Genomic DNA, 13,084 nt, shown 5'->3' on the forward strand with positions numbered 1-13,084 from the left:
GTTTTTAAGGACTCACTATGTTCTCCGCAACGCGCCACCGTATTGCTGCCCTGGCGCTCGGCGTTTGCTTTATTCTTCCTGCCCAGGCAAAAAACCAACCTTATGGTGAAATCGCCACTATGCAGGCGCGGCATATTGCCACCGTCTTTCCTGGCCGTATGACCGGTTCGCCTGCGGAAATGCTCTCCGCGGACTATCTTCGCCAGCAGTTTGCCGGGATGGGCTACCAGAGCGACATCCGGTCGTTTCACAGCCGCTACGTCTATACCTCACGAAACAAAACGAAAAACTGGCATAACGTGACCGGCAGTACGGTTATCGCGGCGCATGAAGGTACCGCAAAAGAGCAAATTATTATTATGGCGCACCTTGATACCTACGCCCCGATGAGTGACGCCGATACGGATAACAACCTCGGCGGGCTGACGCTGCAGGGCATGGACGACAACGCGGCAGGCCTGGGCGTGATGCTCGAACTGGCCGAGCGGATGAAGGATATTCCAACCCAGTATGGTATCCGTTTCGTGGCCACCAGCGGTGAAGAAGAGGGCAAACTCGGCGCTGAGAATCTCCTTAAACGCATGAGCGCTGAGGAGAAGAAAAATACGCTGCTGGTGATCAACCTCGATAACCTGATCGTCGGCGACAAGCTCTATTTCAACAGCGGGCAAAGTACGCCGGGTACCGTGCGGAAACTGACGCGAGATCGTGCGCTGGCGATTGCCCGCAGCCACGGGGTTTATGCCACCAGCAACCCCGGCGGTAACCCGGATTACCCGCGAGGAACGGGCTGCTGCAACGACGGGGAAGTGTTCGATAAGGCGGGCATTCCGGTGCTGTATGTCGAAGCGACAAACTGGGCATTGGGCAAGAAAGATGGCTATCAGCAGCGGGCTAAATCGAAAGCCTTCCCGGACGGGACAAGCTGGCACAACGTGATGCTGGATAATCAGCAGCACATCGATCGCGCGCTGCCGCAGCGGATTGAGCACCGCAGCCGTGATGTGGTGAAGGTGATGCTGCCGCTGGTGAAGGAGCTGGCGAAAGCGGGGAAAGCCTAGTGCTTATTTTCCCCTCACCCCTGCCCTCTCACCAAAGGGGCGAGGGAGAAAAGACGGCTCCGGGCAATCCCCTCTCCCCTTTGGGGAGAGGGTTAGGGTGAGGGGGAGGATAAGGATCACCCTTCGTGCAGCCCGCACTCGCGCTTCAGCCCAAAGAATCGCGTCTCTTCTTCCGCCATTCCCGGTTCCCATTTGCGCGTGGTGTGGGTGTCACCCACCGACAGATAGCCCTGGTCCCACAGCGGATGGTACTTCAGCCCGTGCTTTTGCAGATACTGATACACCGTCCGGTTATCCCAGTCGATAATCGGCAGCACTTTAAACACCCCGCGCTGGACCGCCAGCACCGGCAAGGTTGCCCGGCTGCCGGACTGCTCGCGGCGCAGGCCAGCAAACCATGTCTGCGCATTGAGCTCTTTCAGCGCCCGGTTCATCGGCTCAACTTTGTTGATCTCATTGTATTTCTCAATGCCCTCAACGCCCTGTTCCCACAGCTTACCGTAGCGCGCCTCCTGCCAGGCCGCGCTTTCCGTCGCGCGGTAAACTTTGAGGTTCAGCTTGAGCTTGTCCGTCAGCTCGTCAATAAACTGGTAGGTTTCCGGGAACAGGTAGCCGGTATCGGTGAGGATCACCGGAATGTCCGGACGGATCTGATTCACCAGATGCAGGCTGACCGCCGCCTGAATACCAAAGCTCGACGACAGCACATAGTCTCCCGGCAGGTTTTCCAGCGCCCACGCCACGCGCCCTTCGGCGTCCAGCTTTTCAAGGTGGGCATTGGTTTCTGCGAGTGCCAGAATGCGTTCGACTTTTGGCAATGCGTTAAGCGCGTTTAGATCGAGTACGGACATAATTACCTCTCGTGGTTACTCCCAGAAATCCCTTGCGGGATCGAGCACCGGGCGAATGATGCCCGCACGCACCGTAAAGTCGCCGAAGCCTTCACCCGCTTCGCGCTCTTTCGCCCAGCGCCCGACAAGCTCGTCGATGGAATCAAGAATTTCCGGCTCGGTGATGTTCTCGCGGAACATACGCGGGATGCGCGTACCGATTCGGTTACCGCCCAGGTGCAGGTTATAACGCCCCGGCGCTTTCCCCACCAGACCCAGCTCGGCCAGCATCGCGCGGCCGCAGCCGTTCGGGCAGCCGGTGACGCGCATAACAATATGCTCGTCCGGAATACCGTGTTTTTCCAGAATCGCTTCTACCTTGTCAGTAAATGACGGCAGGAAACGCTCCGCTTCGGCCATCGCCAGCGGACAGGTCGGGAACGACACGCAGGCCATTGAGTTTTCACGCTGCGGCTTCACCGCATCCATTAACCCGTGATCGCGCGCCAGCTTCTCGATCTTCGCCTTCTGGCTCTCCGGCACGCCGGCAATAATGAGATTCTGGTTAGCGGTAATGCGGAACTCGCCTTTATGGATCTTAGCAATTTCCAGCAGACCGGTTTTCAGCGGACGGCCCGGATAATCCAGAATACGGCCGTTTTCGATAAACAGCGTCAGGTGCCATTTATTATCGATGCCCTTCACCCAGCCGATGCGATCGCCGCGACCGGTGAATTCGTAAGGGCGGATCGGCTCGAATTTGATACCCGCACGACGCTCCACTTCCGCTTTGAACGTCTCAACGCCCACGCGCTCCAGGGTGTATTTGGTTTTCGCGTTTTTACGGTCGGTACGGTTGCCCCAGTCGCGCTGAGTGGTCACTACCGCTTCCGCCACGGCCAGCGTGTGCTCCAGCGGCAGGAAGCCGAACTCGCTTGCGGTGCGGGCGTAGGTTTTCTTGTTACCGTGCTCAATGGAGAGGCCGCCGCCCACCAGCAGGTTAAAGCCAATCAGCTTGCCGTTTTCGGCAATCGCCACGAAGTTCATGTCGTTGGCGTGCAGGTCGATATCGTTCTGCGGTGGAATAACGACCGTGGTTTTAAACTTACGCGGCAGGTAGGTCTGGCCAAGGATCGGCTCTTCGTCGGTGGTGGCGACTTTTTCCTGATCGAGCCAGATCTCCGCATAGGCGCGCGTGCGCGGCAGCAGGTGCTCGGAGATCTTCTTCGCCCACTCGTACGCTTCGGCATGCAGCTCGGATTCATACGGATTCGAGGTGCAAAGCACGTTACGGTTCATGTCGTTGGCGGTCGCCAGCGCGTCCAGCCCAACGGAGTGCAGCATCTGGTGCACCGGCTTGACGTTCTTCTTCAGAATACCGTGGAACTGGAAGGTCTGACGGTTGGTCAGACGGATGCTGCCGTAGATCGTGTTCTCACCGGCAAACTTGTCGATCGCCTGCCACTGTTTGGTGGTAATCACCCCGCCCGGCAGACGGCAGCGCAGCAACATCGCGTGACGCGGCTCCAGCTTCTGTTCTGCACGCTCGGCGCGGATGTCGCGGTCGTCCTGCTGGTACATGCCGTGGAAACGGATCAGCAGGAAGTTGTCGCCTTTGAAACCGCCGGTGAGACCGTCATTCAGATCTTCAGCAATGGTGCCACGCAGATAGTTGCTTTCCAGCTTCATGCGCTCGGCGTCTGTCAGTTTACCTTCGACCACCAGTGGCCCTGGATGTTTTTCGCTCATTAGTAGACATCTCGCTGATAACGGCGCTCAACGCGCAGCTCACTTAAAAATTCGTCTGCCGCTTCGGCATCCATACCGCCGAATTCGGCAATCACTTCCAGCAGTGCCTGCTCAACGTCTTTCGCCATACGATTGGCGTCGCCGCAGACATAAATGTGGGCACCGTCATTGATCCAGCGCCACAGCTCTGCGCCCTGTGCGCGCAGCTTGTCTTGTACGTATACTTTTTCTTTCTGGTCGCGGGACCAGGCCAGGTCGATGCGGGTCAGTACGCCTTCTTTCACATAGCGCTGCCACTCAACCTGGTAGAGGAAATCTTCGGTAAAGTGCGGGTTGCCAAAGAACAGCCAGTTTTTACCCGGCGCGCCGTCTGCCGCGCGCTGCTGCATGAAGGCGCGGAACGGCGCAATGCCGGTGCCCGGGCCAATCATGATGACCGGGGTTTCCGGGTTTGCCGGCAGGCGGAAATTGTCGTTGTGCTCGATAAAGACGCGCACTTCGCCCTCTTCTTCGACGCGATCCGCCAGGAAGCCTGATGCCCCACCCGTGCGGGCGCGGCCTTCGATATCGTAGCGCACCACGCCGACGGTAATATGCACTTCACTCTCCACTTCAGCCTGGGAAGAGGCGATGGAGTAGAGGCGCGGGGTGAGCGGGCGCAGCAGACCGATCAGCGCATCAGCATCCAGCTGAGCCGGAGAGAAGCGCACCATATCGACAATCGGCGTCGTCGCGGCGTAATGCTGAAGTTTCGCCTTGTCGCCCACCAGCGGCAGCAGGGATTCGCTGCGCGTCAAGGTGGCATAATTTTCGACGATATTCGGGGTGTTCACCGTCAGTTCGAAATGCCACTGCAGCGCCTCTGAAAGCGGCTGGGTTTTGCCGTCAACGGTGACAGGCTCGTCGCCTTTCAGCCACAGCAGCTCAACCAGTTCTTTCACCAGCGCCGGATCGTTCTGATACCAGACGCCCAGCGCATCGCCAGGCTGATAGCGCAGGCCCGAGTCGCCCAGATCGATTTCGATATGGCGCACATCTTTTTCTGAATCGCGGCCGGTAATTTTCTGGTTCACCGACAGGCTCGCCGTCAGCGGCGCCTCTTTGGTGTACGGGCTGGTGTGGATGTCGTTAACAGCACCCATCGCGGTGAACGCGGCCTGCGACGACGTCTCTTTCGGCACGCGCGCTTTTAGCACCTCAACGATGCGGGCGCGCCATTCGGCGGCGGCGGCCTGGTATTCGACATCCGCGTCAACGCGGTCCAGCAGGCGCTCCGCGCCCAGCTCCGCCAGCTTGCTGTCGAAGTCTTTGCCGGACTGGCAGAAGAATTCATAGGAGGTATCGCCCAGGCCAAACACGGCAAACGCCGTGCCATCCAGCTTCGGCGCTTTTTTCGAGAACAGGAACTTGTGCAGGGCCACCGCTTCTTCAGCGGGTTCACCTTCACCCTGCGTAGAGGCAACCACCACCAGCAGTTTTTCTGACGCGATTTGTTTGAATTTATAATCCCCGGCGTTGACCAGGTTCACGTTCAGTTTGGCGGCCAGCAGGTCGTCACGCAGCGCCTCGGCCACGCGGCGGGCATTGCCCGTCTGCGAGGCGGAAATCAGGGTAATGGCCGGAATTTCAACGGCCGTTACCGGTGCACCCGCCACAGCGCCAGGCTGCTGATTGAGCATTCCCCAGAAATAACCGGAGACCCAGGCAAGCTGAGTGGGAGAAAAATCAGAGGTGGCAGCCTGAAGGCGCGCCAGTTGCTCCGGGTTCAGGGGAAGCAAATTTGAAGGTGGGGCCTGTGTTGTCATGCGTCGTTATGTTCCAGTAGCCAAGCGGACTTTAAGCGAATAAATCCAAACTGAAGATAAGGTTAACGGCGAGGATAATAACAATTAAAGAAGGGATGGAAATAATAAATAACCAAATGGACTAACCTGTTTTGGTTGTCATGCTTAGCGATAAAACCGATTAAATAACATTATGAAATAAAAGAACAAATAGCGATAAACACCCTGAATACGAGGCGGTTGCCGCTCAGAGCCGTTTTAGTTAATGCTAAAAATTGTGCTTTCCGGTACTATGCGGCGGTTTTTTCCGCATTACTGAGAGCGATCATGTCCACCACACTGTTTAAAGATTTCACCTTCGAAGCCGCCCACCACCTTCCGCATGTCCCAGAAGGACATAAATGCGGCCGTCTGCACGGGCATTCGTTCATGGTGCGTCTTGAGATCACCGGTGAAGTTGATCCGCATACCGGTTGGATCATGGATTTTGCCGAGCTGAAGGCGGCGTTTAAGCCGACCTACGATCGTCTGGATCACTACTACCTGAATGAGATCCCGGGCCTTGAAAACCCGACCAGTGAAGTGCTGGCAAAATGGATTTGGGATCAGATGAAGCCGCTGGTACCGCTGCTGAGCGCGGTGATGATCAAAGAGACCTGCACGGCAGGCTGCGTGTATCGCGGAGAGTGATGCTTGCCGGGTGGCGCTGACGCTTGCCCGGCCTACAAGAGCATCGAACCATAGGCCCGGTAAGCGCTCGCGCCACCGGGCTTTTTTTATGCAATATTCAGATACTTGTGCGTCTGCATCGACAGGCGCCAGTTGCGCGCAATGCAGGTTTCAATGCACAGGCGCGTCGCGTCATCTTTCTGGCTGATCGGCTGAAGCGCAATGACGCGCTGCTTTTCATCTGTCAGCGTGGCCAGCAGTTCATCCAGCGCTTCGATATCACGCACGCGCCCTACCGGGTGCTTAATCTCATCCGCGCGTTCCAGCGCCTGAGACAGCACGTCATACCCGCCGCGCATATTCACTTTTGGCGATACCGTCACCCAGGTCGTGTGTGAACAGCGCACTTCATGGGTGCCGCTGGTTTCAATCTGGCAGCTGTAGCCGTTCTTTTCGAGCAGCTCGGTCAGCGGAGTCAGATCGTGGATGCAGGGTTCACCGCCGGTGATCACAACGTGGCGCGCCGTCCAGCCCTGACGACCAATAATGGCCAGCAGATCTTCGGAACTGCCCGCGCCCCACTTATCGCTCTCTTTGGTTTTCGCCAGAATGCTAAACAGCGACACTTCCCGATCTGCGAGCTTATCCCACGTATGTTTGGTATCACACCAGGCACAGCCAACCGGGCATCCCTGTAAACGAATGAAAATAGCGGGAACGCCGGTAAAGTAACCCTCGCCTTGCAGGGTCTGGAACATCTCGTTAATCGGGTACTGCATAGTCATCTCAGTAAAGGGGATAAACGATAAGTATCGCAGATCCCCGCCGGATGGTCATGCTCCATCGGTGCTTTGCGCGCCAATCGCCGCCATAAACCGTTCCGTGATTTGCTGTGGGCGGGTGATCGCACCGCCGACGACGACCGTATGCGCGCCCAGCGCCAGGCATCTGGCCGCGCGTTCAGGCGTATCCACGTTGCCTTCGGCAACCACGGGAACCGTCACGGCCGCCAGCACCGCTTTCAGGAACGTGCAGTCGTTGTCAGGCAATGTATGACCCTCGGTTTCCGCCGTGTAGCCGTAAAGCGTGGTGCCGACGCAGTCAAAGCCCAGCGCCTGCGCCGTCACGGCTTCGTCCACGGAGGCGATATCCGCCATCAGCAGCACCGCGGGATAGCGTGAGCGGATGCGCGAGACCAGCGTTTCCAGGGATTCTCCGCCGGGACGCTCCCGCGCCGTCGCATCAAGCGCAATGATTTCCGGAGAGACGGTCATGAGCTCATCCACCTCTTTCATCGTGGCGGTGATAAACACCTCGCTTTCCGGGTAATCCCGTTTGATGATGCCGATGACCGGCAAAGAGACCTGCTGCTTAATGGCCTCGATATCTACCACGCTGTTGGCACGAATTGCAGCGGCCCCGCCCTGCGCCGCCGCCAGCGCCATCCGCGACATAATAAACGGGCTATGCAGCGGTTCATTCTCCAGCGCCTGACAGGAGACGACCAGTTTTCCCTTCAGGTTATCCAGTACAGTTTTCATTACGATAAGATCTCTTCCACTTCGTTTTTGATAATCGTGACATGCGGGCCATAAATGACCTGAACACCGTTACCGCGCACGATAACGCCGCGCGCCCCGGTGGCTTTCAGCGCCGCGTCATTCACCTTGCTGCCGTCCTTCACCGTGACGCGAAGACGCGTGGCGCAGCAGTCCACCTCTTCAAGATTGTCTTTTCCGCCTAATCCGGCGATCACCGCAGCAGCGCGTTCGTTTTGCGGCAGACTGACGTCGTCAGCCATCGCCTCCTTTTCCCGACCCGGCGTAGCAAAATCAAAGCGGTTAATCAGGTAGCGGAAGGTGAAGTAGTAAAGGAAGAACCATGGCACGCCGACCAGCGGAACGAACATCCAGTTGGTTTTGGCCTCCCCCTGCAAAATGCCGAACAGCACGAAGTCGATAAAACCGCCGGAGAAGGTTTGCCCGATGGTGATATGCAGCATGTGTGCAAGCATGAACGCCAGCCCGTCAAACAGCGCATGAATGACGTAAAGCACCGGTGCAATAAACAGGAACGAGAATTCGATAGGCTCGGTAATCCCGGTCAGGAACGAGGTTAACGCGGCAGAAAGCAGCAGTCCGGCAACGCGCTTTTTGTTCTCGGGTTTTGCCGTGTGGTACATCGCCAGGCACGCGCCGAGCAGGCCAAACATCATCGTAATAAAGCGCCCGGACATGAAGCGTGACGTGCCTTCGTAAAACTGACGCGTGGTAGGATCGGCCAGTTGGGCGAAGAAGATCCGCTGCGTGCCTTCCACCAGATGACCGTTGACGATTTCACTGCCGCCAAGCGCGGTGGTCCAGAACGGCAGATAGAAGATGTGGTGCAAACCAAACGGGCCCAGCATGCGGAGAATAAAGCCGTACAGCAGGGTGCCCAGATAGCCGGTGGCATCCACCAGCCCGCCCAGACCAAAAATCAGCTTCTGGAAATGCGGCCAGACCACGGTCATGAGTGCACCGACGAGGATCGCCGCCAGCGAGCTGATAATAGGAACAAAGCGCGAGCCGCCAAAGAATCCGAGGAACTGCGGAAGCGCTATTTTATTAAACCGATGATGGAGCGTGCAGGTCACCAGACCAATCACCACGCCGCCAAACACACCGGTTTCCAGCGTCTGAATGCCCAGCGTCATGCCCTGCCCCACGGCGCCCGGGTTGTCGTGCGCCAGTTTGCCGGTGAGGATCAGCAGCGCGTTAATGGTGGCATTCATCACCAGAAACGCGAGTAATGCCGCCAGCCCGGCCGTACCCTTATCGCTTTTTGCCAGCCCTACGGCCACCCCAACGGCAAACAGCACCGAGAGGTTCGCAAACACGATGGATCCTGCGCTGCTCATGATGGTGAAAATGGCCTGAAGCCAGCCCACATCTAAAAACGGATAAGCCGCCAGCGTATTGGGATTCGATAACGCGCCGCCTATCCCCAGCAGCAGACCCGCCGCAGGCAACACGGCAATCGGCAACATAAAGGATTTGCCAAAGCGCTGCGCTTTTTCAAACCATCCCCCTGAAGAAGCCCCACTGAATATTTGCATCATTTTTTCATCCCCCCATTAAACGATGAAAATTTTTACCATATAATATTTAATAGTGAAAATTATCATCAAAAACCAGGACGACGATCATACTTTTTCAAAATGACTGGCATCTTTCCCCCGCTTTCCGCCACACTAGTCGCAGAGAAACGCATTAAGGATCGAGCATGTCAGACCATGAAAACCTGCTGCTGAAGCTACGCCAGGAGGCTTCCGGGTACAGCCCAACACAACAAAAACTCGGTGAATTTGTCCTCAGCGATCCTGCCCGGGTGCTCTACCTGACGATCACCGAGCTGGCGCGCGAGAGCCACACCAGCGAGGCCAGCGTCACGCGTCTTTGCCGTACGCTGGGCTGCAAAGGCTATAACGAATTTAAAATGGCGCTTGCGCTGGATATTCAGCAGGGCCAGCCCGCGCGTCAGGCGGGAGATGAGATTGATAACGTCGTGGATGAGTCGGTGCAGGCTTTGCAGGATACCGCCAGACTCCTCGACCGCACGCTGCTTGAAAAGGCGGCGCTGGCGCTGCACCAGGCACAATCCGTGCAAATTTATGGCGTCGCGGCCAGCGCGATCCTTGGGGAGTATCTGCACTACAAGCTGTTGCGTCTGGGCAAACCCGCACAGCTGTTTAGCGATATGCACCGCGCGGCCATGAATGCGACAACGCTTTCGAAAGAGACGCTGGTTGTGGCCATCTCCAGTTCGGGTTCAACGCGGGATTTACTCCACGTGGTGAAGCTTGCCCGCAAGCGCGGCGTTAAGGTTCTGGCACTCAGCAATACGCCCCGCAGCCCTCTGGCGTCCCTGAGCGACATGCTGCTGGTGGCTGCCAAACCAGAGGGACCCCTTAGCGCTGGCGCACTCAATGCTAAGGTTGGGGTGATGCTGCTGGTCGAGCTGCTGACCACGTCCATGATTGCGCTGGATGGTCATTACGGCGACGTTAGCCAACAAACAGCCAGCGCTACGCTTCCTCTGTTACTCTAAAAATCCTTCGCAGGCTAAATAAAATAGCCTGCGATTTATGCCGTCTGATTTTAGTTAAGTGGCGTTTAAATCATTTATTTGATAAATGTTTGGTGTAACAAATTATTATATTTATTACATTTTGAATTAAGTTTACCGTTCGGAAGCACCTCTATAAAAAACATTAAATTCAATAAGTTAAAATTTAAATTTTATTAGAGTGAATTTTTACCCTTCCGCTAATGTCCAAAATATCCGCCCGATTTCCTTTCCTTAAAATAAGCTTAAGATGCTGTCGGTTTCGGCGATTTATTATTTAAATGCCGTTTACTTTTGCGCGCCTACAATCCGCCTCATCAATCATAATGAGACGGTATTAATGAAGATGTTATTGATTACAGGCGTGACCGGATTTCTGGGCGGTGCAGTTCTTGAAAAAATCCTGACCAACGATCAATCCGTAGAACTCCTTTTGCTCGCGCGTGCCGGCGATCCGCAGAGCGGGCTGGAGCGCGTGCTGGAGAATATGCGCAAGTTCAACGTTCCTGAGGACAAACTGGCCTCCCTGACGGTGGATAATATCCTGATTGGCGACCTCAGCCAGCCTGAAGCCTTTCTCAGCGATCCCCGTCTGGATCGGGTCACGCATGTCGTGAACTGTGCGGCCGTCGCCTCATTTGGTAACAACCCGCTGATCTGGAAGGTCAACGTTGAAGGTACGCTCGCGCTGGCGCGCCGTATGGAGCAGGTCACAGGACTGCAGCGTTTCCTCCATGTTGGCACCGCGATGTCATGCACGCCGGAGCAGGATTCCCTGGTAGCCGAAAGCGCTGAATTCAGAGAGAATGCTGAACACCTGGTGGAATACACGTTTTCGAAGTCAACCATCGAACAGCTGATGCGCCAGGAGTGTCCGAACCTGCCGCTGCTCATCGCCCGTCCATCCATCGTCGTCGGCCATACCCGTCACGGTTGCACACCGTCGAGCAGCATTTTCTGGGTCTTTAGCATGGGCCTGATGCTGCAAAAATTTATGTGCTCAATGGAAGACCGGATCGACGTTGTTCCGGTGGATTATTGCGCCGACGCGATGTTAATGCTGCTCAACAGCAACGCGCGTCCGGGAGAAGTGGTACACATTTCTGCGGGAGAAGAGAACAGCGTTCGCTTTGCGGATATCGATCAGGCGATGGCGCAGGCGCTGGAGAAAGCCCCCGTCGGTGATAAGTATGCGCAGGTCAGCTACGAAACGCTGGTCAGAATGCGTCGCGAGCTGAAACATATTTTTGGGCCGTGCAACGAACGTCTGATGCTGAAAGCCATGCGGTTATACGGTGCGTTTGCCACGCTTAACGTGCGCTTCAGCAACGATAAGCTGCTGAGCATGGGGATGCCGAAGCCACCCCGGTTTACGGATTATATCGCCCGCTGCGTGCAAACCACTCAGGGGCTGACCATTCCGGAGCAAATGGCGGTTGATTTTAAATAGCCAAAAAAAATGCCAGTCATTCGACTGGCATTTTCGTTTTAAGGCTTAGGCGATTATGCCTGGCCTTTGATCTCTTTACGACCGTTGTATGGTGCTTTTTCGCCCAGCGCTTCTTCGATACGAATCAGCTGGTTGTATTTAGCAACACGGTCAGAACGGCTCATAGAACCAGTTTTGATCTGGCCTGCAGCGGTACCCACAGCCAGGTCGGCAATGGTAGCGTCTTCAGTTTCGCCAGAACGGTGAGAGATAACAGCGGTGTAGCCAGCGTCTTTCGCCATTTTGATCGCAGCCAGAGTTTCGGTCAGAGAACCGATCTGGTTGAATTTGATCAGGATGGAGTTAACGATGCCTTTCTCGATGCCTTCTTTCAGGATCTTGGTGTTGGTTACGAACAGGTCGTCACCAACCAGCTGGATTTTGTCGCCCAGTACTTTAGTCTGGTATGCGAAGCCAGCCCAGTCAGACTCGTCCAGACCGTCTTCGATAGACACGATTGGGTACTGTTTGGTCAGGTCTTCCAGGAAGTGAGTGAACTCTTCGGAGGTGAACGCTTTGTTGCCTTCGCCAGCCAGAACGTATTTACCGTCTTTGTAGAATTCAGATGCTGCGCAGTCCATCGCCAGGGTGATGTCTTTGCCCAGCTCGTAGCCTGCAGCTTTTACTGCTTCTGCGATAACAGCCAGTGCTTCTGCGTTAGAACCCAGGTTTGGCGCATAGCCACCTTCGTCACCAACAGCCGTGTTCATACCTTTGGCTTTCAGAACTTTAGCCAGGTTGTGGAACACTTCAGAACCCATACGTACCGCTTCTTTCAGGGATTTCGCGCCAACTGGCTGAATCATGAATTCCTGAATATCAACGTTGTTGTCTGCGTGCTCACCACCGTTGATGATGTTCATCATTGGTACAGGCATGGAGTATTTGCCTGGGGTGCCGTTCAGTTCAGCAATGTGCTCGAACAGTGGCATACCTTTAGCAGCCGCAGCCGCTTTGGCGTTCGCCAGGGAAACTGCCAGGATTGCGTTCGCACCGAAGTTAGATTTGTTTTCAGTACCGTCCAGATCGATCATGATCTTGTCGATGCCAGCCTGGTCTTTGGCGTCTTTGCCAATGATTGCCTGAGCAATAGGACCGTTTACAGCGCCAACCGCTTTCAGTACGCCTTTACCCAGGAAGCGAGATTTGTCGCCATCGCGCAGTTCCAGCGCTTCGCGGGAACCGGTAGAAGCACCTGATGGAGCAGCAGCCATACCAACGAAACCACCTTCCAGGTGAACTTCGGCTTCAACGGTCGGGTTACCACGGGAGTCGATGATTTCACGACCGATGACTTTAACGATTTTGGACATTAGATTTTCCTCAGTACAAGTTAAACTAAAACTCCAGACAAACAACGCGTACCAAAGGTACGCGTTGCCGTTCTAACTTTTT

11 protein-coding genes are annotated in these 13,084 nt (G+C 55.7%); 4 read left to right on the forward strand and 7 right to left on the reverse strand.

Annotated elements, in window-relative coordinates; translation table 11 throughout:
- The first annotated feature begins 17 nt into the window (after positions 1 to 17).
- Entirely contained in the window at positions 18 to 1,061 is a 1,044-nt protein-coding gene (locus ACDO57_RS18960; RefSeq protein WP_090418468.1) for an aminopeptidase, read from the forward strand.
- A 116-nt stretch (positions 1,062 to 1,177) separates the two neighbouring features.
- Here ACDO57_RS18960 and cysH read toward each other — a convergent pair whose 3' ends face one another.
- Genes cysH through cysJ form a run of 3 tightly spaced genes read right to left on the reverse strand, consistent with a single transcriptional unit; the run spans position 1,178 to position 5,445 of the window.
- A complete protein-coding gene (gene cysH / locus ACDO57_RS18965) occupies positions 1,178 to 1,912 on the reverse strand; it encodes a phosphoadenosine phosphosulfate reductase (protein ID WP_024909260.1) in 735 nt (244 codons plus the stop codon).
- A 15-nt stretch (positions 1,913 to 1,927) separates the two neighbouring features.
- Positions 1,928 to 3,640, reverse strand: coding sequence for an assimilatory sulfite reductase (NADPH) hemoprotein subunit (gene cysI, locus ACDO57_RS18970; RefSeq protein WP_032648087.1), 1,713 nt, complete (start codon positions 3,638 to 3,640; stop codon positions 1,928 to 1,930).
- On the reverse strand, positions 3,640 to 5,445 hold the full coding sequence (cysJ, locus tag ACDO57_RS18975) for an NADPH-dependent assimilatory sulfite reductase flavoprotein subunit (protein ID WP_370884430.1): 1,806 nt from the start codon (positions 5,443 to 5,445) through the stop codon (positions 3,640 to 3,642). The genes cysI and cysJ overlap by 1 nt, the downstream gene beginning before the upstream one ends.
- Positions 5,446 to 5,751: 306 nt before the next feature.
- Here cysJ and queD point away from each other — a divergent pair, with 306 nt between their 5' ends.
- Positions 5,752 to 6,114: a 6-carboxytetrahydropterin synthase QueD gene (gene queD / locus ACDO57_RS18980; protein WP_014885039.1), complete on the forward strand. Its 363-nt coding sequence runs from the start codon at positions 5,752 to 5,754 to the stop codon at positions 6,112 to 6,114.
- An 86-nt stretch (positions 6,115 to 6,200) separates the two neighbouring features.
- On the opposite strand, the gene queE is transcribed toward queD, so the two are convergent.
- Genes queE through ACDO57_RS18995 form a run of 3 tightly spaced genes read right to left on the reverse strand, consistent with a single transcriptional unit; the run spans position 6,201 to position 9,193 of the window.
- Positions 6,201 to 6,872, reverse strand: coding sequence for a 7-carboxy-7-deazaguanine synthase QueE (gene queE, locus ACDO57_RS18985; RefSeq protein ID WP_023333236.1), 672 nt, complete (start codon positions 6,870 to 6,872; stop codon positions 6,201 to 6,203).
- Between the two features lie 54 nt (positions 6,873 to 6,926).
- The gene (locus ACDO57_RS18990; protein ID WP_370884431.1) at positions 6,927 to 7,634 is read right to left on the reverse strand and encodes an N-acetylmannosamine-6-phosphate 2-epimerase; all 708 of its coding nucleotides are present in this window, start codon (positions 7,632 to 7,634) and stop codon (positions 6,927 to 6,929) included.
- On the reverse strand, positions 7,634 to 9,193 hold the full coding sequence (locus ACDO57_RS18995) for a maltose/glucose-specific PTS transporter subunit IIC (RefSeq protein ID WP_370884432.1): 1,560 nt from the start codon (positions 9,191 to 9,193) through the stop codon (positions 7,634 to 7,636). Before ACDO57_RS18995 ends, ACDO57_RS18990 begins: the two co-directional genes overlap by 1 nt.
- A 164-nt stretch (positions 9,194 to 9,357) precedes the next feature.
- Between ACDO57_RS18995 and ACDO57_RS19000 the strand changes: the two genes are divergently transcribed.
- Together ACDO57_RS19000 and ACDO57_RS19005 are read left to right on the forward strand one after the other, a co-directional pair.
- Positions 9,358 to 10,182 (forward strand): MurR/RpiR family transcriptional regulator, encoded by an 825-nt coding sequence (locus ACDO57_RS19000; protein ID WP_024909265.1) that lies wholly within the window; start codon positions 9,358 to 9,360, stop codon positions 10,180 to 10,182.
- A 358-nt stretch (positions 10,183 to 10,540) separates the two neighbouring features.
- Positions 10,541 to 11,650 carry an SDR family oxidoreductase gene (locus tag ACDO57_RS19005; RefSeq protein WP_024909266.1) on the forward strand — a complete coding sequence of 370 codons (1,110 nt, stop codon included), beginning with the start codon at positions 10,541 to 10,543 and terminating at the stop codon, positions 11,648 to 11,650.
- A gap of 53 nt (positions 11,651 to 11,703) precedes the next feature.
- Here ACDO57_RS19005 and eno read toward each other — a convergent pair whose 3' ends face one another.
- Positions 11,704 to 13,002, reverse strand: a complete 1,299-nt coding sequence (gene eno, locus ACDO57_RS19010; protein WP_024909267.1) for a phosphopyruvate hydratase — start codon at positions 13,000 to 13,002, stop codon at positions 11,704 to 11,706.
- Between the last annotated feature and the right edge of the window lie 82 nt (positions 13,003 to 13,084).

The organism is Enterobacter cloacae complex sp. 2015409, assembly GCF_041365315.1.
Taxonomy (GTDB): Bacteria; Pseudomonadota; Gammaproteobacteria; order Enterobacterales; family Enterobacteriaceae; genus Enterobacter; species Enterobacter pseudoroggenkampii.

What these genes read in the sequence shown, in the direction of transcription:
- ACDO57_RS19000 (WP_024909265.1), top strand. Translation starts at nt 9,358, where the DNA reads ATGTCAGACCATGAAAACCTGCTGCTGAAGCTACGCCAGGAGGCTTCC.
- ACDO57_RS18960 (WP_090418468.1), top strand. Translation starts at nt 18, where the DNA reads ATGTTCTCCGCAACGCGCCACCGTATTGCTGCCCTGGCGCTCGGCGTT.
- cysJ (WP_370884430.1), bottom strand. Translation starts at nt 5,445, where the DNA reads ATGACAACACAGGCCCCACCTTCAAATTTGCTTCCCCTGAACCCGGAG.
- eno (WP_024909267.1), bottom strand. Translation starts at nt 13,002, where the DNA reads ATGTCCAAAATCGTTAAAGTCATCGGTCGTGAAATCATCGACTCCCGT.
- queD (WP_014885039.1), top strand. Translation starts at nt 5,752, where the DNA reads ATGTCCACCACACTGTTTAAAGATTTCACCTTCGAAGCCGCCCACCAC.
- cysH (WP_024909260.1), bottom strand. Translation starts at nt 1,912, where the DNA reads ATGTCCGTACTCGATCTAAACGCGCTTAACGCATTGCCAAAAGTCGAA.
- ACDO57_RS18995 (WP_370884432.1), bottom strand. Translation starts at nt 9,193, where the DNA reads ATGATGCAAATATTCAGTGGGGCTTCTTCAGGGGGATGGTTTGAAAAA.
- queE (WP_023333236.1), bottom strand. Translation starts at nt 6,872, where the DNA reads ATGCAGTACCCGATTAACGAGATGTTCCAGACCCTGCAAGGCGAGGGT.
- ACDO57_RS19005 (WP_024909266.1), top strand. Translation starts at nt 10,541, where the DNA reads ATGAAGATGTTATTGATTACAGGCGTGACCGGATTTCTGGGCGGTGCA.
- cysI (WP_032648087.1), bottom strand. Translation starts at nt 3,640, where the DNA reads ATGAGCGAAAAACATCCAGGGCCACTGGTGGTCGAAGGTAAACTGACA.
- ACDO57_RS18990 (WP_370884431.1), bottom strand. Translation starts at nt 7,634, where the DNA reads ATGAAAACTGTACTGGATAACCTGAAGGGAAAACTGGTCGTCTCCTGT.